18 protein-coding genes and 1 pseudogene are annotated in these 22,455 nt (G+C 70.0%); 6 read left to right on the top strand and 13 right to left on the bottom strand.

From position 1 onward, the window contains the following. Positions 1 to 242: 242 nt before the first annotated feature. A complete protein-coding gene (locus E3O46_RS16120; protein WP_134449244.1) occupies positions 243 to 977 on the bottom strand; it encodes a FadR/GntR family transcriptional regulator in 735 nt (244 codons plus the stop codon). Between the two features lie 198 nt (positions 978 to 1,175). On the opposite strand from E3O46_RS16120, the gene E3O46_RS16115 reads away from it, so the two are divergent. From E3O46_RS16115 to E3O46_RS16095, 5 genes are all read left to right on the top strand, one after another. Further along, a complete protein-coding gene (locus E3O46_RS16115; protein WP_134449245.1) occupies positions 1,176 to 2,606 on the top strand; it encodes a GntP family permease in 1,431 nt (476 codons plus the stop codon). 1 nt (position 2,607) lies between these two features. Next, the gene (locus tag E3O46_RS16110) at positions 2,608 to 3,225 is read left to right on the top strand and encodes a gluconokinase (RefSeq protein WP_134562079.1); all 618 of its coding nucleotides are present in this window, start codon (positions 2,608 to 2,610) and stop codon (positions 3,223 to 3,225) included. 185 nt (positions 3,226 to 3,410) lie between these two features. Further along, positions 3,411 to 4,004, top strand: a complete 594-nt coding sequence (locus E3O46_RS16105) for a hypothetical protein (protein ID WP_134562078.1) — start codon at positions 3,411 to 3,413, stop codon at positions 4,002 to 4,004. A gap of 115 nt (positions 4,005 to 4,119) precedes the next feature. Then, a complete protein-coding gene (locus E3O46_RS16100) occupies positions 4,120 to 5,421 on the top strand; it encodes an aminotransferase class V-fold PLP-dependent enzyme (RefSeq protein ID WP_134562077.1) in 1,302 nt (433 codons plus the stop codon). Further along, positions 5,422 to 6,483, top strand: coding sequence for a hypothetical protein (locus tag E3O46_RS16095; protein WP_134558573.1), 1,062 nt, complete (start codon positions 5,422 to 5,424; stop codon positions 6,481 to 6,483). An 89-nt stretch (positions 6,484 to 6,572) separates the two neighbouring features. Here E3O46_RS16095 and E3O46_RS16090 read toward each other — a convergent pair whose 3' ends face one another. The 9 genes from E3O46_RS16090 to E3O46_RS16050 form a co-directional block, all read right to left on the bottom strand. Beyond that, the gene (locus E3O46_RS16090) at positions 6,573 to 7,013 is read right to left on the bottom strand and encodes a DUF2269 family protein (RefSeq protein ID WP_134449250.1); all 441 of its coding nucleotides are present in this window, start codon (positions 7,011 to 7,013) and stop codon (positions 6,573 to 6,575) included. A gap of 24 nt (positions 7,014 to 7,037) precedes the next feature. Then, positions 7,038 to 7,676: a hypothetical protein gene (locus E3O46_RS16085; protein WP_134562076.1), complete on the bottom strand. Its 639-nt coding sequence runs from the start codon at positions 7,674 to 7,676 to the stop codon at positions 7,038 to 7,040. After that, positions 7,673 to 8,599, bottom strand: coding sequence for an ABC transporter permease (locus E3O46_RS16080; protein ID WP_420897754.1), 927 nt, complete (start codon positions 8,597 to 8,599; stop codon positions 7,673 to 7,675). Before E3O46_RS16080 ends, E3O46_RS16085 begins: the two co-directional genes overlap by 4 nt. A 16-nt stretch (positions 8,600 to 8,615) precedes the next feature. Continuing rightward, complete coding sequence (locus E3O46_RS16075; RefSeq protein WP_241987445.1) at positions 8,616 to 9,587, bottom strand: ABC transporter ATP-binding protein; 972 nt, start codon at positions 9,585 to 9,587, stop codon at positions 8,616 to 8,618. Further along, complete coding sequence (locus E3O46_RS16070; protein ID WP_134562075.1) at positions 9,584 to 10,687, bottom strand: LolA family protein; 1,104 nt, start codon at positions 10,685 to 10,687, stop codon at positions 9,584 to 9,586. The genes E3O46_RS16075 and E3O46_RS16070 overlap by 4 nt, the downstream gene beginning before the upstream one ends. A gap of 120 nt (positions 10,688 to 10,807) precedes the next feature. Continuing rightward, positions 10,808 to 12,394, bottom strand: a complete 1,587-nt coding sequence (locus tag E3O46_RS16065; RefSeq protein WP_198413730.1) for an AMP-binding protein — start codon at positions 12,392 to 12,394, stop codon at positions 10,808 to 10,810. 117 nt (positions 12,395 to 12,511) lie between these two features. After that, positions 12,512 to 14,263: an aldehyde dehydrogenase family protein gene (locus E3O46_RS16060; protein WP_134562073.1), complete on the bottom strand. Its 1,752-nt coding sequence runs from the start codon at positions 14,261 to 14,263 to the stop codon at positions 12,512 to 12,514. Between the two features lie 779 nt (positions 14,264 to 15,042). Then, complete coding sequence (locus E3O46_RS16055) at positions 15,043 to 16,524, bottom strand: sensor histidine kinase (RefSeq protein WP_134562072.1); 1,482 nt, start codon at positions 16,522 to 16,524, stop codon at positions 15,043 to 15,045. Then, positions 16,521 to 17,321 carry a winged helix-turn-helix transcriptional regulator gene (locus E3O46_RS16050; protein ID WP_134562071.1) on the bottom strand — a complete coding sequence of 267 codons (801 nt, stop codon included), beginning with the start codon at positions 17,319 to 17,321 and terminating at the stop codon, positions 16,521 to 16,523. The genes E3O46_RS16055 and E3O46_RS16050 overlap by 4 nt, the downstream gene beginning before the upstream one ends. A 185-nt stretch (positions 17,322 to 17,506) precedes the next feature. Here E3O46_RS16050 and E3O46_RS16045 point away from each other — a divergent pair, with 185 nt between their 5' ends. Next, on the top strand, positions 17,507 to 18,343 hold the full coding sequence (locus tag E3O46_RS16045) for an undecaprenyl-diphosphate phosphatase (RefSeq protein WP_134449257.1): 837 nt from the start codon (positions 17,507 to 17,509) through the stop codon (positions 18,341 to 18,343). 142 nt (positions 18,344 to 18,485) lie between these two features. Here E3O46_RS16045 and E3O46_RS16040 read toward each other — a convergent pair whose 3' ends face one another. The 3 genes and pseudogenes from E3O46_RS16040 to E3O46_RS16030 all read right to left on the bottom strand — a co-directional run. Beyond that, positions 18,486 to 19,943, bottom strand: a complete 1,458-nt coding sequence (locus E3O46_RS16040) for a rhamnulokinase (protein WP_420897752.1) — start codon at positions 19,941 to 19,943, stop codon at positions 18,486 to 18,488. 157 nt (positions 19,944 to 20,100) lie between these two features. Beyond that, the gene (locus E3O46_RS16035) at positions 20,101 to 22,140 is read right to left on the bottom strand and encodes a bifunctional aldolase/short-chain dehydrogenase (RefSeq protein WP_134562070.1); all 2,040 of its coding nucleotides are present in this window, start codon (positions 22,138 to 22,140) and stop codon (positions 20,101 to 20,103) included. 109 nt (positions 22,141 to 22,249) lie between these two features. Then, a pseudogene (locus E3O46_RS16030) lies at positions 22,250 to 22,455 on the bottom strand (L-rhamnose isomerase); the annotation flags it as partial.

The following is a 22,455-nucleotide window of genomic DNA, read 5'->3' as shown; positions in this document are numbered from 1 at the left end:
CTGCTCGTCGCTGAGCGCGTCGTAGTCAGCTGATGACCTTCCCAAGGCCGCGACAGCATCCGGCACCAGCACGGTGACGGGCGTACTGGGAGACGCACCGCCATGCGGCCGATCGGGCGAAGCGGGCGACTCCGGGAGGTTGGTCATGCCCTCACGTTACGACCCACCACCGACATTCTCTGAGCATGGCTCAGGTCTGTGGAAACTCTCGGTGATCAGGAATCTGATGGGGAGCCGCTGCGTCAGGCCTGACGGGGAGACTCCGCCATGAACTCGGCGAGTGTCGCCTCGATCGTGGCGAACGACCAGCGGTAGGCGGCCTCCCCGTCGCGCACGGCGAGCGCGTGCGCGAGCTCGTGGTGGCGGTGCGCCGACGGCGGCGTGTACGAGGTGATCGTGAACCGTTTCTCCTCTTCGCGGGTACGGAGCAGTGCGGCAACGGTGCTCGCGAAGTGCCCCATCACGGCATTTCCGGAGCCGCGCAGGATCAGGGTGTGGAAGTCGATGTCGGCCTCGAGGAAGCCGCGACCGTCACCGTCGCGGTCGGCGATGACCATTGCGTTCGCGGCCGCCTTGACCCCCGCGAGTTGCTCGTCCGTCATGGCATGCGCACTCAGCCGTGCGGCGACGGGCTCGATTCCGAGGCGCATTTCAAGCATCTCGCGCATCTGGGTGAAGTATTCGGGACCGCGGCCACGCCAGACGATGATCTGCGGGTTCATCAGTTCCCAGGAGGTTCGGGCCAGTACCTGGGTTCCGACACGCTGCCGCGGCTCGATCATTCCCAGTGACTGCAGTACCCGCATCGCCTCACGCAGGACCGACCGGGAGACCGCGAAGGTCTCACTGAGTTCGTCGAGGTTCAGGATGTCGCCGGGTGCGTAGCGCGCATCCACGATCGACTGGCCGACGGCATTCACCACCCGTGCGTGCAGGCCGCCCACACGCAGGGAATCCGTGACGGTGCCGCTCTGCATCTGCACTTCTTTCCATTGGCGTAGCCGGGAGGCCTCGGGGGCCCCACCGAGATCGTACCCACCACGCGGGCGTCGACGCGATTCGGGGGGTGGCGCGCGCGCACATCCTGTGCAACACTCAATTATCTGATTTATCAGACTATTGCTAATTTTTTGACGATGGGGTCGCAGGGACGCGGCCTCGGAATGGAATCTGAGATGAATCTCGCCCTTGCGGTTCAGACGGCCACACAGTCGGCGGTCCAGTTGGTCGTACACGCGGCCGACCCGATCAAACCGGCCAGCGGTGACGCCCAGCTGATCATCGCGGCCGTCGTCGGCATCGCCGTCATCATCACCCTCATCACCTGGTTGCGCGTGCACCCGTTCCTCGCCCTCGCGATCGGCGCCGTCGGCGTCGGCGTCGGCGCGGGACTCGCCCCGAGCGCCGCCGTGACGAGCTTCAGCACCGGCTTCGGCGGGACGATGGCGAGCGTCGGCATCCTCGTCGGCTTCGGCGCCATGTTCGGAAAGCTGCTCGCCGACTCCGGCGGAGCCGACCGGATCGTCGACTCCCTCGTGAGCCGGTCGACGACCCGAACCCTGCCCTGGGTGATGGCGCTCATCGGCGGCCTGATCGGCCTGCCGATGTTCTTCGAGGTCGGCCTCGTGCTGCTGATCCCCGTGATCATCCTCGTCGCCCGCCGCAGCGGACTCTCCCTGATCCGTATCGCGATCCCGGCCCTCGCAGGCCTCTCGGTCATGCACGGCCTCGTGCCACCGCACCCCGGGCCCCTCGTCGCCGTGACGACCCTGGGCGCCAACCTCGGCCTGACCCTCGCGATCGGCGTGCTCATCGCCATCCCGACCGTCATCATCGCCGGCCCGGTCTTCAGCAAGTTCGCGGCCCGCTGGGTCGACGTGCCCGTACCCGCGCTGTTCCTCACCACAGCCGACACCGGTGAAGTGACCCACACCAAGCGCCCGAGCTTCTTCGTGACCCTGTGCGGCATCCTGCTGCCCGTCGTGCTGATGCTCGCCCGCTCGATCGCCGATGCCCTCGCGCCCGGGTCGACCGCGCCGCTGAACGCCGCGCTCGACTTCCTCGGCACCCCGATGATCGCCCTTGGCCTCGCCGTGATCTACGCGATGATCTTCTTCGCCCGTGGCGGCGGCATGACCCGTGCAGCAGTCTCCACATCGCTCTCGAACTCCCTGCCCCCGATCGCCGGCATCCTGCTCATCGTCGGCGCCGGCGGCGGCTTCAAGCAGGTCCTGATCGACACCGGGATCGGAACCGTAATCGCGAACGCCGTCGCAGGCAGCAGCGTCTCGATTCTTCTCCTGGCCTGGTTCGTCGCCGCGCTCATCCGCGTCGCTACGGGTTCTGCCACGGTTGCAACCGTGACCGCAGCCGGCATCCTCGCCCCGGTCGCGGCGACCCTCGGCGCAACGGATGTCTCGCTGATGGTTCTCGCCATCGGCGCCGGTTCACTGTTCCTCTCGCACGTCAACGACGCCGGATTCTGGCTCGTGAAGGAATACCTCGGCACCACCGTCGGGCAGACCCTGAAGACCTGGACGATCATGGAGTGCCTCATCTCCGTGACGGGCCTCGCCGGCGTGCTCCTCCTGAACATCGTGATCTAGCATGAGCGACACCGAACAGCTCTTCGAGGATCAGCAGCCCGTTCTTGTCATCATGGGCGTCTCCGGCTCCGGAAAGTCCACGGTCGCCGGGCTCCTCGCCGGCCAGCTCGGCTGGGACCTGGAGGAGGGCGACGACCTGCACCCGCAGGAGAACATCGACAAGATGTCGGCAGGGCATCCGCTCGACGACGACGACCGGGCGCCCTGGCTCGAGACGATCTCCTCCTGGATCATCGAGCACACCATGGCCGGCGTGCCCGGGATCATCACGTGCTCCGCGCTCAAGCGCAAGTACCGCGACGTGCTTCGCGAGCACAACGTGATCTTCGTGCACCTGACCCTGCCGACGGAGCTGATCCTGCGACGCCTCGCCACCCGGCAGGACCACTACATGCCGGTGTCGCTTCTCGACTCCCAGGTCGCGACCCTCGAGGCGCCCGGCGACGACGAACGCGCCATCACGATCGATGCGGGGCGTGCACCCGCCGCGGAAGCCGCGGAGATCGTGCGACGCCTCGGCCTGACCCCGCGTCCCGGATCGTCGAGCCTCGGAGCTCCCGCCCCCGGACAGTCGTCCGTGCACCCGGTCGCCGCGGTGGCCCAGAAGGCCAGGCCCTAACGGGCTTGCGCCGACCGCGCTACGTCTCCACGCAAACGACCCCCGCTCAGCCGGGGGTCGTTTGTGCGTGCGGGCCACGTTTGTCAGGTTATTCACCCCGGATTCCGGTACGGTATGCGTGTGTCGCTTCGGACGGAGCGATTCATCGCATCCGCTTCGACCGGATGCCGGCAGTGGGAGACGAGATGAGGCTGGCAGGCTTCTCCGCCTCGTTGCACCCTCACGGTGCTCCCCGCACCGCTGGTCTCCGTACCGCGATCCTCGCGGCCCTCGCCCTCATCGCGGTCCTCGCCTGCGTGCTCTTCGCCCACGCCGGCGCCGACGGCCAGGACGTGAACGTGCCCGCAGCGGTCAGCCCGATGGCGATGTCCACCTCCGCGACCACCTCCGGGTCGGCATCCAGCGCCTTCTCCGGCACCGTCGTCTCCGGCACCGTCGTCTCCGGGACCGTCCTCTCCGGCACACTCGCGCAGGCCGTCGCGCTCTCCGCTTCCGTCGCCGTGACCGCAACGGCGGCGACCGGGATGGCCCGCACGATCGCGGCATCCGTCGGCCAGCGCGTGCTGTGCTTCGAGGGCAACTCCCTCGGCGGCGGCGCCATGGCCGCGATGTCCTGTTCTGTATTCCTCGTCCTCGGCAGCCTCCTGCTGATCGCGGGCGGCCCGTCGGCCCTCGGACTCCTGTTCGCGGCCGGCGGTTTCGTGGTCGGCACCTTCCGCACCATCGCGCTGCACCTGCACCGCCCGAGCCTCACGCTGCTTTCCGTCAGCCGCATTTAGGTCGAATCCCGCTCCCGCGCTTCTCCGGCCCTCCCGCCGAACGGATGCGTTCCCCTGCCGTTTTCACCGGCACCCGCGGATTTCGACCCTGTGACCTGAATGGACTACTGAACATGTGCACATCTTCCTGCCCGACGATCCTGGACCGGACGGGGACGGCGTCGTGAAACGCGCCGGACTCTTCGGCAGGGGCGCGGCCCCTGCCGCTCCGACCGCTCCGACCGGTTCCGCTGCGGCGGGCCGCCTCGCCGACTTCGGCTACCTCGGGTCCCGAGAGGTCTACCTCGACGCCGCCTGCCAGAGCCTGCGCCCGCAGCCGGTGATCGACGCCGTGAACGAGTACTACACGAGCTACAACGCCTGCGGCGGCCGGGTCAAGTACGCGTGGGGCAAGCGGGTCGACGAGGAGGTCGCGGCAACGCGGACCGCCGTACTCGCCAGGCTCGGCCTCTCGGCGCGCAGCCATGCGGTCTCGTTCACCCTCAACACGACCTACGGCATCAACCTGCTGCTGCAGCAGCTCCCCCAGGGCCGTTTCGGCCGGGTCGTGACGAGCCACGCTGAACACAACTCGGTCTTCCTGCCGACGATGACCGTCGCGAAACGCCTCGGCCTGCCGAGGCTCGTGCTCGACAGGGCCCCAGACGGCGCCCTCGTCTACGACCCCGCGCAGCTCGAACGCGCCGTCGTCGTCGTGAACGCCGCCTCGAACATCGACGGCGGCACCCTGACGAACCTCGCGGACCTCGTCCGCGACACCCACGCCCGCGGCGGCATCGTCATCCTCGACGCCGCCCAGGCCATGGCCCACGAGCACACGCTGCTCCGAGGGACCGATGCCGACGCCATCTGCTTCTCGGCGCACAAGATGTACGGGGCGAGCCTCGGCGTCGTCGTGACCCGGATCGAGCTGCTGCGCTCCCTCGAGATCAGTTTCGTCGGCGGCGGCATGGTGACGGATGTCCGCGCAGACTCCTTCGACCTCGTCACGGACGACCCCGGCGCACTCCTCGAACCCGGCCTGCAGGCCTGGGGCGAGATCATCGCGCTCGGCCGCGCGCTCGACTGGCTCGGACACGTCCGCCCAGGCGGCCTGGCACCGCACGAACACATCGCGAGCCTCTCCGGCCGCCTGTTCGACGGCCTCAGCGCGATCCCCGGCCTCGTCGTGCTCAATCACGCCGCGAGCCCGGTCATCAGCGTCTACGCCCCGAAGCAGGATTCGCACCGACTCGCGGTGTTCCTCTCCCAGCAGCAGATCATGGTGCGCAGCGGCTACTTCTGCGCCCACCACGAGCTCAAGGAACGGCTCGGGCTTCCCCCGCTCCTGCGCTTCTCCCTCGGACTCCACTCCACTTCGGCGGACATCGACCGCGCACACGACGCCCTCGCCCGCCTCCTGAAAGGCCTTTCCTAAGTGTTCTGCATCGCAGCATTCATCGTTCTCCTGTTCATGGCGGCCATCTCGGCCCGTTATCGCAAGTACCTCGCGAAGGCGTGGAACTGTACGTTCCGCCGAATCACCTTCCGCCCGTGTGACACCACCTTCAAGCAGGACATGAAGGACCACATGCTCGCCCCGATCGCCGCGCGCAGGCCCGGCCTGGTCAAGCCCGCGAGCATCGGCCTCGAGGTCGTCGCCGTCCTGATCATCCTGACGACCATCTGGAGCGGGTACGAGGTCGTCAAGAGCGGCGTCAACCTCTACGTCTACGGAACCTGCAACAAGCAGGACTCAGCGTCGTGCAGCCTCGGCGCCGAGGCATGCTCCATTCCGGACCAGACCCCGGGCTTCGGCGATTCCCTCGCCGCGTGGGACGTGGTCGGCGCCTTCGGCAACGAATTCGCGAGCCTCGGCGAGACCTTCTCCGCCATCCCGAGCCGGATGCAGAACTGGGACGCCACGGCCTACCTGCCCGCGGACGCGACCTACCTGAACCCCTACGACGCGAGCAAGAAGACCGCGCTCGAGGTCATCGACCCCGGCTGCACATACTGCCTGCAGCTCTTCAACAACATCGAGAAGGCCGGATTCGGCGAGAAGCAGAACCTCAGCTACATCGCATACCCGATCCAGTCGGCGACCGGCTACAAGTTCAAGAACTCCCTCCTCGTCACCGAGCAGCTCGAGGCCCTGCGCCTGAACCCGCTCGAGGGCGCCACGACCCCGGTCGACTGGGAGATCCTGAAGCGCATCTACACCGAGAAGAACGACGCCGGGGTCTCCTGGCAGGTCTCGATCAACAGCATGGAGTCCGCGGACGCGAGTGCGCTTCTCCAGGGCTGGGAGCTCGAGTTCGGGCTCAGCCAGGCACAGGCCGACCACGTCGGCCAGGTCGCGGCATCCGACCAGGTCACGCAGGTCATCGCGGCCAACAAGAAGACGGTCGAGGAGAGCATCCACACCGTGAAGATCCCGACGATCATCTTCGACGGCCGTCGCCACGACGGCCTCGTCTCCGTCGGCGACCTGGGCTGACCTGGCCCGATCGTTCCGCTCAGTTACGGAAAAAGCACCCTCCGCGCGGGAGGGTGCTTTTTCCGTTTTTCAGCCAGCGGATGCCGGTGCTAGGGCTTCCAGACCATCAGCACGACGACCGCCACGAGCAGCAGGCTTGCGACACCGGAGCCTGCGGCGATCCGCGGGTAGCCGGCGGCCTTGGCGCCTGCGGCATCCGTCGCGAGCGACTCTGCTGCGGCCTTGAGCGCCGGCACGACGAGGAACAGGTTGATCGCGAGCGCGATCACGTAGAGCACGAGGGACAGCCACACCCAGGTCGATCCGAAGGTCCAGGCGTCGTCGGCCTCCTTGAGGCCGAGCGCCCCGAAACCGAAGAACGCGACCACGATCGAAAGCAACGTGAAGATATTGACCGACTTCGCGAGGGTCGCGACGGGACCCGCCTGCCCGGCCCGGATGGAGCGCATGGCGGTCATCGGGAGGATGGCCATCGGTCCGACGATGAAGACGGCGGCGACGATGTGCAGGACGTTGATCAGAATATGCATGCCTACAGGCTAGAGCCGTTCGGGTCAGGACGAGTGCACAACGCCGGGGTGGTCGGCGGGGAGGCCGTGGCGCTTGCCGGCGTGCAGCATCCGCAGGTTCTTCGTCTGCCAATCGCGCACGGCCTGGTGCTGCGGCTCGAGCGCGCGCAGCTCGGCGCAGGCCGTGACCTGGCGGCCGCAGGAGCAGAGCCGCGGCGTCGCCTCGTCGGCGTGGTGCAGCGTTCCGAGGCGCCAGAGCACGGCCATCGCCCAGTCGATCTGGTGCTGGGCGAGCTCGGCCCGCCGCTCGGCGCGCTTGACGAGGTCGGTCTCGAGGATGCCGCGGAGTTCCGTGCCCGGCGCATGCTCGAAATCACGCGCCGCGATCCGGCGGAGGTCGTCGACCTGGCCGGTCAGCCGGGCGATGGCGGCGTCCTTCTCGGTGTCACTCGCCTGCGCCTTCTCGGCGAACCGCCGGTGCTTGTCCTGCTGCTCGGCGAACTGGCCGAGCCAGAGCTCGATGTGCTCGGCGTCGCGCCGCTCTGCCTTCTCGGCGCCGAGGTGGTGCAGGCACAGCGCGCAGACCACCTGGTCGCTCGCCGAACCGAAGGTGAAGGGCTGCAGCGACCGGCAGCAGAAGCACTGGGCGAGCACGGGAACGTACAGGGGATACGAGTGGGTCACGAGAGGATGTCCTTGGTCACGAATCGGCCGTAGGCGAGTGCCCCGAACACGAGGATATAGCCACCCTGAAGCAGCGCATTGGCCCCGAACGACGTCCAGTCGATCGGCTGCCGCAACAGGTCGGCGAAGTCGAGCCAGTAGTGGCTGAACAGCCACGGATGCAGCCAGTCCAGTTGCGGGAGCGCGTCGAGCACCTGGGCGGTCACCGAGAGCACGATCGTCGCGGCCATGGCCCCGACGGGCACCTCGGTCAGGGTAGAGATGAACAGCCCGATCGCCGAAAGGCCGAGCAGGGACACCGTGACGTATGCCGCGATGAGGAGCGAACGAAGCACGGACTCGCCGACCCCGATGGTGTCACCGGAGAGCAGGGTGACCGGGCCGACCGGGAACAGGGCCGCGCCGATCAGGGCGCCGGAGACCGCGACGGTCAGTGTCGCGGCGACGCAGAAGGCCGCGGCGCCCGCGTACTTGACCAGCAGCAGGCGTACCCGCCCGGCCGGGGCCACGAGCAGGTAGCGCAGGGTGCCGAGGTTCGCCTCGCCCGCCACGGTGTCGCCGGCGACGACCCCGACGGTCAGCGGCAGGAAAAGCGGGATCGACACGATCAGGGCGGTGATCGCGACGAAGAGACCGTTCTGGGTGATCCGGTCGAGGAAGGCCGGGCCGCGTCCCGGCGTGACAGGGCTGCTGGTCAGCCGCACGGCGATGGCGATGAGCACCGGGATCGCGGCGAGCGCAGCGAGCATCGCCCAGGTGCGGCGGCGGCGGAAGAGCACGGTGAGTTCGGAGCCGAGGAGCGCGGCACCGGATGCCCCGCGCGGCCTGGCGACGGCGGTCGCGATCGCCGCGTGCCCTGTCGGCTCCGGTACCGATGCGGCCGGCCCTGTCGAGTCTGGCCCGGTCACGGCCGGCCCGGTCACTGCCGGTTCCCTGGGATCACTGGGCGACATCGAAGCCCTCCCCGGTGAGTGCGACAAAACGTTCTTCGAGGCTTGCGGCCGCGACGGTGAAGCCGCGCACGCGCACTCCGGCGGCGACGAGGGCAGCGACGATGTCTTCCGGCGCCGGTGCGGCAGCGGTCAGGGCGGCGCTCAGGTGACCGGGAGCTCCCGCAGCCGATACGAGCGTCACGGGAGTGAGCCCCAGCCGTTCGAGCACCTGCCTGGCCGCCACGGGGTCCGGCGTGTCGAGGCGCGCGTGGGCCTCGCCGGCGCCGCGGAGCTCGTCGAGGGTGCCCTGGGCCACGAGGGTGCCCGCGCGCATCACGGCGACGTGGCTGCACATCTGCTCGACCTCGGCGAGCAGATGGCTCGACACGAAAACGGTCGTGCCCTCCGCGGCGAGCGAGCGCACGAGGCTGCGCACCTCGCGGGTGCCCTGGGGGTCGAGCCCGTTGGTGGGTTCGTCGAGCACGAGCAGCTCGCGCGGCATCAAGAGCGCGTTGGCGATGCCGAGCCGCTGCTTCATGCCGAGCGAGTACGCGTGCACCTTCTTGCCTGCCGCATGGGTCAGGCCGACGCGCTCGAGGGCGTGCTGCACCCGTGCGGCGCGGGTGGCCGCTGACGCGCCCGGATCCGCGGTATCGAGCCGACGCAGGTTGGCGGTGCCGGAGAGGAACGGATAGAACGCGGGCCCCTCGACGAGGGCGCCGACGCGCGGGAGCACCGAGCGCAGCGACCCGGGCATCGACCGGCCGAGCAGGCTGATCTCCCCGCTCGTCGCGCTCGCGAGGCCGAGGAGCATGCGGATGGTCGTCGTCTTGCCAGAGCCGTTGGGTCCGAGGAAGCCGAAGACGGAGCCCGTGGGCACGGCGAGGTCGATGCCCGCGACGGCGGCCTGGCGGCCGAACTGTTTGGTGAGACCGTGGGTTTCGATGGCCAGTTCGACGGATGCGATGGCGGGGCTCACCCTCCCACGGCGGCGGCCTGGAGACGCTCACTCGGAACGGCGCCGGCGAAGACCCGCCCGTCATCGGTGAGCAGCACGCTCACGAGGGCGGTCGAGATCACGCGCCCGCCGGTCACGGCGGTCGTCAGCTGGGCGAGGAGCGGCGAGGAGGACAGTTCGGCGGGAACGGATCCGGCCGGGAGTTCGACGACGGCGTCCCAGCCGGTCCCGGAGATCGTTACGCCGGCGAGGAACTTCTCCGCCTCGGCCTTCATGGTCGCGTGGTCCGCGGCATCCTTCTTGTCGAGGCTCGTGGTGTCCGGGAGGGCCTGCTCGGTCACGCTCGCGCCGGCGGGCGGCGAGAACGTGAAGAGGGAGGCATCCGGTGCCCCCAGTGAGAGCTCGGTGAAAGCGAGCCGGAACGCCGGCTTCTCCTGCCCGCGGGCGGTGACCTCGACGGCGAGCGGCAGCCCGGTCTCGGAGTCGACCGAGATCGACACCGTTCCGACGAGGGTTCCGGTGGTCTTCGGGGTGAGCACGAGGTCGTAGACGCTCCGACCCGCGACGCTGCCGTCCGTGCCGACCGATACCGTCGTGCTCGGGTCGACCGCGGCGAGGAACTTCGCAGCGACCTCCTCCGGCGTGGCCATGCCGCCGTGGGTGGTCGCGTCCGTGTCCGCGGCGTCCTTCGCCGGCAGGGTCACGTGCGCTGCAGAGTTGTCCTTCGAGTTGTAGAGCCAGACGTCACTGCCGTTGCCCACGAGGTCGCGTTCGGCGAGGTTGTCGAGCACCTGCAGGCGGATGTTGTCCGGCCCGTTGAGGTAGACCCGCCCGGTGTGCGAGCCGGTCAGGAGTTCGAGCGCGGAGGCGGCGCCGGCGTTCCCGCTCGCGGTCGGCCCGGTCGTCGGCAACTCGGGCAGGCCGAGCTCCGAGGTCTGTTCGATGGTTCCGGAGAGCGCGTCGACGGTGCTGGTGCCGACGAGCGCGAGCACCTGCGCAGGCGTCTTGTCTGGCAGGTCTACGGCCGCCCCCGCGGTGAGGGGGACGGCGAGCGCGCCGACGGCGATGACGGCGGGGATGACGATGGCCGGAAGCCACTTCGTGAAGTTTCGGGGAGTCATGAGAACGACCCCTGAGTGTCGCGATTCATAGTCAGATCCTACGTCCGTCCGGCACGGCTCGCACGGCCGCGGGCAGGCAATCCGGGCGCGCTGGGCGAACTCCCAGCACGCCGCATCCGCTCACGGCGTGGGGGCGAGCGCGCGCAGGTCCTTCCGCAGGATCTTGCCGGACGTGGACTTGGGAATGACGTCGATGAACGCCACCTGCCGCACCTTCTTGTGCGGCGCCACCCGCTCGGCGACGAAGGTCATCACCTCCTCCGGCGTGAGCACGTGGCCGGGAAGCACGACGACGAAGGCCTTCGGCACCTCCTGGCCGTCGGCATCCACTGCTCCGACGACCGCGGCGTCCGCGATCGCGGGGTGGCTGAGCAGCAGGGCCTCGAGTTCGGCGGGCGCGACCTGGTAGCCCTTGTACTTGATCAGCTCCTTGAGGCGGTCGATGATCGTCACGTATCCCTCAGCGCTCACGGTCGCGATGTCGCCGGTGTGCAGGAAGCCGTCATCTTCGAGGATCTCCCGGGTCGCCTGCTCGTTGCCGAGGTAGCCGAGCATCACGTTCGGGCCGCGCACGAGCAGTTCGCCCGGTTCGCTCACCCCGACATCGGGAAGCGCGATGGCGAGCCCGGTCTCCGGGTCGACGAGCTTGCACTCGATGTTCGGGAGGGCGAGGCCGACGACGCCGTGCGGGATGTCATCGCGGCCCCGGGGCATCGCGTGCGAGATCGGGCTCAGCTCACTCATGCCGTAGCCCTGGCGCACCTGGCAGCCGAGGCGGTCGGCGACGGCGTGGGCGAGCGAGGCGTCGAGCGGCGCGGCGCCGGAGAACAGGGTCCGCAGGCTCGACAGGTCGTAGTCGTCCACGAGCGGATGCTTCGCAAGGGCCACGGCGATCGGCGGCGCGATGAACACGTAGGTGGCCCGGTAGTCCTGGATCAGCCGGAGGAATTCCGGGAGCTCGAAGCGGGCCATCGTGATGACCGTCGCGCGGGCCGCGAGGGCGATGTTGAGCAGCACCGTCATCCCGTAGATGTGGAAGAACGGCAGGACGGCGAGAACGCGGTCGTCCGGGGTGCCCTCGAGCACCGGAATCGCCTGGGCGACGTTGGCCACGAGGTTGCGGTGGGTGAGGATGACACCCTTCGGCCTGCCGGTGGTTCCGGAGGAATAGGGCAGCACGGCGACGTGGGTTGCCGGGTCGAACACCACGACCGGCGCGGGGTGACCCTCCAGGATGAGGTCGGCGAGGGACAGTCGCGAGCCGTCGTGATCGAGCAGGGCCACGGCATCCGCCGCCAGGCCGGCGAGCGTGGCCGCCTCGCTCGCCTGGGGCAGGAACGGTGTGACGGTGAAGAGCAGCCTTGCCTGCGAGTCGCGCAGCTGGGAGGCGATCTCGGCGGCGCCGTAGAGGGAGTTGATGGTCGTCGCGGTCGCGCCGGCACGGAGGATGCCGTGGAACATGATCGCGAAGGCTGTCGAGTTCGGGGCGTGCAGGGCGACGACGTCTCCGAGGCCGATTCCCCGGGCAAAGAGGGCGCCGGCAACGGCGTCGATGCCGGCAAGGAGCTCGCGGTAGCTCGTCGACAGGCCGGTGGCCGCGTCGATCATGGCGGTGCGGTCCCTGTCCTCCTCGGTGATCGAGCCGAACAGGTAGTCGTAGACGCTGAGGTCGGGGATCTCGACGTCGGGGTGCGTGCTGGCGATGATCATCGGTATCTCCTTCGATACGGTGTGCGAGCGGGGCAGGGTACTGGGCAGGTATATGTCGGGACTGGCATGGAGCGACTCAGGCATATCGAAGCCAGGCATATACCCGGTCGAGAGTCATGCCCGGAAGGCCGAAAGGAGGATCGCGGGCGTCTTCCACCAGGACGGCCGGCTGACGAATTCGGTCAGGAGTCGGCTGGTCTTCGGCGCGCTCCGCGCGCTGACGAACCACGGCGGCTTCGGGAAGAGCGCGAATTCGCCGTGCCAGACCGAACGGGGGAAGGGCCGGAACGGACCGCGGACGATGGTGCGTTCGGTGTCGGCGAGCAGGAGCGCGTTGTGCACAACGCCGATGCCGCTCTGCACGTCGGTGAGCGAGTGGCCGGGGAAGGCCCCCCACGGCGCTGCCGCGGTGAGGAACCCCACGCCTGTCCAGGCGTTGACGGCGATCGTGCCGTAGCGCAGGCGCTCGAGCGCAGCGGTGAACCCCGTGCCGAGCCGGCGGATCGTGGCCGGGGTGCCGAGGATGTTCGCGCCGAGGGTGCCGAGGAAGTCCTCGTTTGCCGCGGTGACCGCGGCGTCGAGGAAGGCCTGTCCGGTCCCGTCGAGTTCGATGACGCCGAGCACGGGAGCGAAGGCCTCGACGCCGATGAGCGCGGCTGGGTCTGCCGTGCCCGCCTCGATCAGCAGACGACCGCCGTCCGGGCCGAGCCGGGTGGCCTCGGGGTAGGCGGCGAGCGCGGCGTGTACCCGGGCGTCGCTGCCCGGGTACCAGGGCGGCCGTGCGGGTGCCGCGGCCAGGGCCGCCCGGAGCGCCGCGAGGAATTCCGCCTTCTGCGGCCAGTCGCGGCTGAGCACGACCACCTGCCCGGCGATGCAGTTGTAGCCGCCGTTGTGCAGGCGCTGGGTGGCCACGTGCTCGGCCTGGAAGATCACGTCCCGTCGACTCCATTTCCCGGGGAGGACGATGATCGGCGCGACCCCGCCGAGCTCGCTCGTGATGGCCTTCTGCAGCAGCGGGGTGCCGGCGGCGCGCCGGGCGCGGCCCTCTGCGCCCGGGCCGAAGACGACGACATCGTGGGTCGCCGCACTTCCGGTGATGTGCACGTGGCTTACGCCCTCGTGGTGGGCGAGGTAGCCTCCGACCGCCGCGCCGCCCGAGACGATCGAGAGCAGTCCCGCCTCGATGAGGGGGGCGAAGGCATCCGTGTAGACCGGAGAGAGGGCGTCGAGCACGGGATTGAGTTTGAGCACCGAGACCCGGTTGTGCGCGATCAGCTCGTAGAGCACGTCGAGCGGCGGGATCGACGTGATGTTGCCGGCTCCCAGCACGAGACCGACTCCCCCGGTGCGTGACGGATGCCGCTGGCCGAGCCCGGCGCGCGAGCGCGCCTCCTCCTCGGTCACGCCCGGCCTGAGCCAGGCCTCAGCGGAGAACCCGTGCAGCAGGAGCGCCTCGAAGGGAGTGCCCGGGAGCACGGGGACGGTGATCCGGCCACCGGGGGCGCGCCCGAAGCGGGTGGCCCGGAGCGGGCTCTCACCGCGATCGAGGGCGGTGATCGAGTTCTGCAGGGTCGCGAGGTTTGTCAGCACGACGTAGGGACCGGACAGCCACTCCTCGCCGACGAGCGGGGAGTCCTGGTCGAGCCCCTTGGCGAGGGCCGCGACCCGAACCCAGCGCTCGGCCTGGGCCGCGACCGTTGCGGCGACGGCAGCGAGCAATGCGGAGCGCGCGGCCAGGGGCATGTCCGCCCAGCGGGCAACGCCCGCGGCGAGGCCGGAGACGAGCGTGTCGAGGGCCGCGCGGTCTGCCGCGGAGAGCTCGTCGGCGGGACGTTCGTTGACGGCGGTCGGTTCGGTCGAGGTCATCAATCTCCCTTGATTGCTGCCGGTGGCTCGTTGCGGCCCGCGCGCCAGGCCGGGCGGCCAGACGGCCCGCGCCTGCGGCCTGCGCGTGCTGAACCAGCAGAGTACCTCACGACCCTCGGCGGGTCCCCACCCCAGTGCGCGGGTGTCGCTCGGCGGACGGCACGGCGAGCGTCGCTCCGTGTGCCAGGAGTCGCTGTCCCACAGGGCGACGGCGGCGCCGACGGCGCCAGTCGACGGCGTGCGGGCCGGCGGGCACGGGAGGAAACCGCGGGTTCGGACCACCGAGCTTTCGGGACGATCAGTGATCCGGACCACGGAGGGCATCGAACTCTGGTGAGGCCTCGGGCGGCCGTTGACCGGTTCGTTTCTGGTGCTGACCAGCGTCTGCGTCGAAGGCGGCAGTTCGTTGATCTGTTGAAAACGTATGACGTACGACGAGGGATCGCAACCGGTGCCCGATGCGGCAAGTCGTCGGCATCCGTCTCGGGAGGTGACTACGCCCGCCGCGGAACCAAGCCAGCGAAATAGCACTCAATCAGGTATTTGTCATGGCTGAACATCCGTGCAACTCGGCGGCCTCCTGCACCGGAAGTGGCCGGATCGGGTGAGGCTGCGCTGATCCGGGGCAAATCCGAGGGAAAAACGAGGGAAATCCGTGGGAAGTCCGTGGGGTGCGTGGCCCGTTCCTGGCGGAAGGAACCGGGGCGGGACGCTGCCGTGGCGACGATGCCGGCGCAAAAGAAGGCCGGGACAGCACTCCCGGATGCCCGGAACGCGCTTTAGTCTGCCGGCGCGAGGCCCGCCTCTTCCGCGGGGACAGCGGGGAGGACCAGCACGAACCTGCCGTGACGATCGCCGGGGACGGCTTCCACCGTGCCGCCCGCGGCGACCGCAACCCTGCGCGCGAGCGCCAGGCCGAGGCCGGCACCGGGGCTCTCTGCCGCCCGGTATCCGGGCGTGAACAGTAGCTCCGGGACGAGGTCTCCGATTCCCGGCCCGTCGTCGGTCACGCTGATCCGGATCGAACCGCCCTGCGCGACCGCCGTGACAGTGACCCGCGTCCGGCCGTACCGCACGGCGTTCTCGAGCAGCGGCGCGAGGGCACGCAGCGCGACGGCCTGCGGAACCCCGAGCGCGAGACCGGGCGCGGGGGCGACGACGATCTCCGGCACCGCGTCGGCCGGCGCCCCGGCCGAAGCCCCGGCCGCTGCCTCGACAGCAGCGCGCAGCACGGCGTCGACCGGCGCCCGCTCATCCCGGTTCACCTGGCCGCGGGACACCGAGAGCAGGGTGCCGATCACCTCGGTGAGCTGATCGACGGATGCGCCGATTCGGCCGAACCGCTCCGCTTGCGCCGGCGAGAGCGTCGGATCGAGTCCCGCGAGCTCCGCCTCAGCCCGGATCACCGTCAGTGGGCTGCGGAGTTCATGGGCGAGTTCCGCGGTCAGGCGCTGCTCCGCGATGATCGTGCGCGACACCCGCGCGAGCAGGCCGTCGAGCACCTGGCCGAGGCGGGTGAGTTCGTCGTGGGGCTCGCCGAGGTCGAACCGCCCGGTGAGGTCATCCGCGCTCCATGCGGACGCCCGCCTGGCCATCACCTCGACGGGGCGCAACGCGCGCCGCACGGTCCAGGCCGCCATCCCGCTGACTCCGAGCACGACGAGAACGGCGAGGCCGATGCCCACGAGCAGGGTACGTGTCTCGGTACGCTGGTACGGCGCGAGGGACAGGCCGACCACGGCGACGCCGATCCATTCCGTCTCGCCCGGCAGGACGATGGGCACCGCGCGCAGTCTCCAGCCGCCGCTCTCGCGCTCCGTCGGCTCGGTGACCGAGCTCAGCGCCGCGAGCCCGGCCGTGAGTTCGGACGGTCCCGCGACCGGCGCCGGGTCCGGTTCCCCGCCGGTCGGCGTCGAGTCCGTCCCGGTCGCGGTCCCGCTGACCAGCCGGCCGGACGCGTCGTAGATCCAGGTGACGTCCCCGAGGCCGCCGGCCGCGTTCCGGGTGACCGCGATGCCGTCACCCTGGCGCACGACGGTCGCGAGCGCGGATGCCGCGCGCTCAACGAGGAGGCCGTCGATGTCCTCGCTCACGACGTGCGTCAACACGGCGACGGTCAGGGAGAGCAGTGCCGCCATGCCGACGGTCGTGAGCAGCGCCGTGGCGAAGACGAGGCGGCGGCGCAGCGAGCTCACGCGCGGCAGGACCGGCAGCCGCAATCGTCCCAGGCGGCGCCCGGACGAGTCCCTGGTCCCGGTCATCGGAGGGCGTACCCGACGCCGCGCACGGTCTCGATCCGTCGCGACGCCGGAGACTCGCGGGCGGCATCCGCCCCTGGCCCGGCGAGCGCAGCGGCACCGCCGCCGTGGTCACCGCGGTCGCCGCCTTCACGGTCGCGGTCGCCGCCTTCACGGTCGCGGTCGCCCTCACGGTCGCCGTCGCCGTCGAGCAATTCGAGCTTGCGGCGCAGCCTGCGTACATAGGAATCGACGGTGTTCTCGGCGACGATGGCGCCGTGCGGCCACGCGGCCGCGACCAGGTCGCGCCGGCGGACGACCTCGCCAGGGCGGGCGAGCAGGGCCGCGAGCATCCGGAACTCTGTCGGTGTGACGGCGATCTCGAGGTCGGCCCTGGCCACGGTGAACCGCTGGGGGTCGAGGCGAAGGCCCGACGGCTGCCGGTACGGCTCCGGCCTGCCCCGGCGAGCCAGGGCGCCGACCCGCACGAGCACCTCGGCGAGCGCGAACGGCTTTCCGAGGTAGTCGTCCCCTCCGGCATGGAAGCCGGTGACGATGTCCTGCACGCCGGTTCGCGCAGTGAGGAAGAGCACGGGTGCGAGCTGCCCGGCGGCCCGGAGGGCCTGGCAGACGTCGCGACCGTCGGAGTCGGGCAGGCCGATGTCGAGCACGATCACGTCGACGGGCTGTCCAGGGCCGAACAGAACGACCGCCTCCGCGCCGGTGTGCGCGAGCAGCAGGCTGTAGCCGGCGCCGCCGAGGGCCTCGGCGAGCACCCGGCGGATGAGGGGGTCGTCTTCGCAGACTCCGACGGTGGGCATGGGGCAATCGTACGCAGTGCCCGCGTGCCGCCCGTGTAAACGGTGCAGGTCAACCCGGGTGGCGGGCGTGCCGGTCAGGCGGCGGGCAGGTTCGGCGGCCTAACCTTCTGCTGCACGAGGTCTTCGGCCCGTCCACCGCCGCCCGGCGCCGATTTCCTGTTCGCACTCCACGCAAAGGCACCAGCATGAACCTGATCCAAGCGCTGATCCTCGGCATCGTCGAGGGAATCACCGAATTCCTCCCGGTCTCGAGCACGGGACACCTCACCCTCACCGAGAAGCTCCTGGGGCTGAAGCTCGACGACCCGGGGGTGACCGCGTTCACCGCGATCATCCAGTTCGGGGCGATCGTCGCGGTGATCCTGTATTTCCGGGCCGACATCATCCGCCTGGCCGTTGCATGGTGGCAGGGCCTCTTCCACCGGGAGGCGCGACTCGCGCACGACTACCGCTTCGCCTGGTACGTCATCGCCGGTTCGGTGCCGATCGGCATCGTCGGCTTTCTCGGAAAGGGCCTGATCGGGGGGCCATTGCGCAACCTGTGGGTCGTCGTTGCCGGGCTGATCGGCTGGAGTGTCGTGATGTTCATCGCCGAGCGTGTCGGCAAGCGCAACCGCCCGGAGGAATCGACGACCCTCAAGGACGCGCTCGTGATCGGCGTCATGCAGTGTGTCGCACTGATCCCCGGGGTGTCCCGCTCCGGGGCGACCATCAGCGCCGGCCTGTTCCGCAACCTCGACCGGGTCGCCGCGACCCGGCTGTCCTTCTTCCTCGCCATCCCGGCACTGACCGCTGCGGGCGCCTATGAGGGCCTCTCCTCGGCGAGCGACATCTCGGCCTCCGTCGGCTGGGTGCCCACGATCGTCGCGACCGTCGTCAGTTTCCTCGTCGCCTATGCCACGATCGCGTGGCTGCTGCGGCTCGTCGCGAAGCACAGCATCGCGGTGTTCATCGGGTACCGGGTCGCGCTCGGCCTCGTGATCGCCGGCCTCCTCGTCACCGGCGTCGTAGCCGCGACCTGACTTCACCCCCCCCCGGTCCCTCTCTCCGCGAGAGTACGAATTGGGCCCTTAAACCACTCGTTTATGGGCCCAATTCGTACTCTCGCGGCAGGGGTGAGCGGGGCCTGCGGGGCGGGGCGGGGCGGCGAATGGCGGGGTGAGGTCAGGCGTGGGGTTCGTAGTGGCGGGGCGAGTATGCCTGGGCGACGAGCGTCCGGAGGGCCTCGAGGCTGCCGTGGGCGAGGCCCTGCGCCCGCGCCTGGATCAGCACGTTCCCGATCGCGGTCGCCTCGACGGGTCCCGCGAGCACGGGCAGGCCGGTGAGGTTCGCCGTCAGCTGGCAGAGCAGCTCGTTCTGCGAGCCGCCGCCGACGATGTGCACCGTGCGGATGCTCGTGCCCGAGAGTTCGCTCGCCGCGCGGAGGGTGCTGGCGTACTTCGTTGCGAGGCTCTCGATGATGCTGCGCACGAGGTCGACGGGGGTCGCCGGCACCGCGAGTCCGTGTGCGGCACAGTGCTCGCGGATCCGCGCGGGCATGTCCCCCGGCGCGAGGAAGGCCGGGTCGTCGACGTCGAAGACCGTGACCGGCCCGGTCACCTGCGCAGCCTGGGCGAGCAGGAACGGCAGCTCGAACGCGACGCCCTCGAGGTCCCAGCTGCGCATCGACTCGCTCAGCAGCCAGAGTCCCATCACGTTGCGCAGGTAGCGCACCCGCCCGTCGACGCCGCCCTCGTTGGTGAAGTTCGCGGCCCGGCTTTCCTCGGTGAGCACCGGGGAATTCAGCTCGACGCCGACGAGCGACCAGGTCCCCGACGAGATGTATGCGGCGTTCTCGTCCCGCATCGGCACGGCGACGACAGCGGATGCCGTGTCGTGCGACCCGACGGCGACGAGATCCAGTCGCGAGACGGCTCCGATTTCGTGAGCCACCTCCGGCAGCAGAGACCCGATCCGGGACCCCGGATCGACCAGCCCCGGGAAGATCGAGCGCGGCAAGCCGAGGCGTGCGATGAGCGCATCGTCCCACTCCCCGTGACCGGAACCGTGGCCGTGCCCGTGCCCTGTCAACACCGTGAGCAGCCCGGTCGTCGACGCGTTGGTGCGCTCGGCGACGCGCTCCCCGGTCAGCCAGAAGCCGAGCAGGTCGGGAATCAGCAGCATCGTGTCCGCGCCGTCGAGGCCGCCGGCCTGCCGTTCGGCGGCCAGCTGGTACAGCGTGTTGAACGGCAGGAACTGGAGCCCGTTCCCGGCGTAGAGCTCGGCGTGCGGCACCAGGGCGTGGGTCGACTCGACTCCCGCAGCGGTGCGCTCGTCCCGGTAGTGGAACGGGTTGCCGAGCATCCGCTGCCCGGAAAGGAGCGCATAGTCAACCGCCCAGGAGTCCACGGCGGCGCTCCGCAGCCCGGGTTCCTCCCGCACGGCGGAGTGCAGGCCGGCGAGGACGTTGCGGTAGAGGTCGAGGATGTCCCAGTGCAGTCCGTCGATCGTGCGCACCGGCAGGTTCGGGAACCGGGCGACCGGCCGGAGTCGCAGCTCGTTGTGGCCGACGTGCCCGAGCATGACCCGCCCGCTCGACGCGCCGAGGTCGATCGCGGCGACGGTCCCCGCGCTGCTCACCACGATGGCACCCCCGCGAGAGTCGCCGTTCCGGTCGAGAGCGCCCGGTAGAACGGCAACTCTCGACCGGACCGGCGACCGCCGGGATCGGGACGCGTGGCGGCATCCGCTCGCCCGGGGGAAGCCGGGAGCCCTGTCGTGCGCGAGCGGATGCCCCCGCTCATCGCAGGAAGGCGGCGGCGACGCCGGCGTCGACCGGGATGTGCAGCCCGGTGGTGTGGCTGAGGTCGCTCGTGCACAGCACGAAGACCGCGTTGGCGACGTTCTCGGGAAGCACCTCGCGCTTGAGCAGGGTGCGCTGAGAGTAGTACTTGCCGAGGTCCTGCTCATCGACGCCGTAGACCGCGGCTCGCTTGGCTCCCCAGCCGCCGGCGAAGATGCCGGAGCCGCGCACGACACCGTCGGGGTTGATGCCGTTGACCTTGACGCCGTACTCGCCGAGTTCGGCGGCCAGCAGGCGCACCTGGTGGGCCTGGTCGGCCTTCGTCGCCGAGTACGCGATGTTGTTCGGGCCCGCGAAGACCGAGTTCTTGCTCGAGATGTAGATGATGTCGCCGCCGAGCTTCTGGTCGATCAGCACCCGGGCCGCGGCGCGGGAGACGAGGAAGGAACCCTTCGCCATCACGTTGTGCTGCAGGTCCCAGTCGGCGACCGTGGTCTCGAGCAGGGACTTGGAGAGCGAGAGCCCGGCGTTGTTCACGACGAGGTCGAGGCCGCCGAAGGCGAGCACGGCGGCGTCGATGCCGGCCTGAACCTGGTTCTCGTCCGTGACGTTCGCCTGAACGCCGATCGCGATATCCGTGCCGCCGATCGCCGCCGCGGCCTCCTGCGCCTTGGCCAGTTCGAGGTCGGCGATCACGACGCAGGCGCCCTCGGCCGCGAGCCGGGTGGCGATCGCCTTGCCGATGCCGCTTGCCGCGCCGGTCACGAGCGCGATGCGTCCGGCGAGCGGCTTGGGCTTCGGCATCCGCTGGAGCTTGGCCTCTTCGAGCGCCCAGTATTCGATGGCGAACTTCTCGGCCTCGTCGATCGGGGAGTAGCGGGAGAGCCCCTCGGCTCCCCGCATCACGTGGATGGCGTTGATGTAGAACTCGCCGGCGACGCGCGCGGTCTGCTTGTTCGCGCCGTAACTGAACATGCCGACGCCCGGGATCAGCACGATGAGCGGGTCGGCACCGCGGATGGCGGGCGACTCCGGGGTCGCGTGCCGGTCGTAGTAGGCCTGGTAGTCGAGGCGGTACTGCTCGTGGAGTTCGTGGAGCCGGGCGAGGGACGCCTCGACCGAGGCGTCCGCCGGGAGGTCGAGCAGGAGCGGCGTGACCTTGGTGCGCAGGAAGTGGTCGGGGCAGCTCGTGCCGAGGCCGGCGAGCCTCGGGTGTTCGACGCTGGCGAGGAAGTCGAGGACCTCGGGCTCGTCGGTGAAGTGGCCGACCTTGGCGCTGTCGGTGGAGACGAGGCCGCGGAGGGTCGGCGCAAGCGCGGCAGCCTTGGCCCGGCGCTCGGCCGCCGACAGCGCACCGAAGCCCTCGAGCGGGGCGCCGAAGGGCTCCGGCTTGGAGTGCTCCTCGATGTAGGAGGTGGCGGTCTCGATGATCCAGAGCGAGTTCGCCTCGGCCTCCTCGCTCGTGTCACCCCAGGCGGTGATGCCGTGGCCGCCGAGGATCGCGCCGATCGCGCCGGGGTGGGCGTCCTTGATCGCGGCGATGTCGAGGCCGAGCTGGAAGCCGGGGCGGCGCCAGGGCACCCAGATCACCCGGTGGCCGAAGATCGAGTCGGTGAGTTCTTCCCCGTCGACGGCCGTCGCGATCGCGATGCCGGCGTCCGGGTGCAGGTGGTCGACGTGGGCCGCGTCGACCAGTCCGTGCATCGCCGTGTCGATCGAGGGGACGGCGCCGCCGCGCCCGTGCAGGGCGTAGTCGAGGGCACCGACCATCTCATCCTCGCGGTCAAGGCCGGGGTAGACATCCACCATCGCGCGCAGCCGGTCGAGGCGGAGCACGGCGAGGCCGGACTCGGTGAGGGTGCCGAGGTCTCCGCCGGAGCCCTTGACCCAGAGCAGCTCGACGGTGGTGCCGGTGACGGGGTCGATCTCGGTGCCCTTGGCGGAGGTGTTGCCCCCGGCGTAGTTCGTGTTCTTGGGGTTCGCGCCGAGGCGGTTGGAGCGGGCGACGAGCGCCGCGGCCGTGGGATTGGTGGTCATGATCTGCTTTCCAGGGGCTGGGAGAGGAGCTAGAGGGCAAAGGACGAGCGGGGGCAAGCACGGGCGGTGCGGGGTGTCGGGCCCTGACTGTTGCGGCGGGGAGGGTGGTCTAGGCGCCCCAGCCGGCCTGGGTGCCGCCGACGCGGTCTGCGCAGATCTTCTCCTGGTAACCGGATGCCTTGAATGCGGCGATCGGGTCGGCCGCGAGTCCGCGGGACTCGCGCCACGCGGCGAGGTCGGTGCGGACGTCGGAGTAGAAGGCGTCCATCATGATGCCGTTGGCGCCGAGGACGTCGCCGGCCTCCTGCGCCGCTG

This window comes from Cryobacterium glucosi, assembly GCF_004402235.1.
Classification (GTDB): domain Bacteria; phylum Actinomycetota; class Actinomycetes; order Actinomycetales; family Microbacteriaceae; genus Cryobacterium; species Cryobacterium glucosi.
This window is presented reverse-complemented; position numbering and strand designations above follow the sequence as displayed.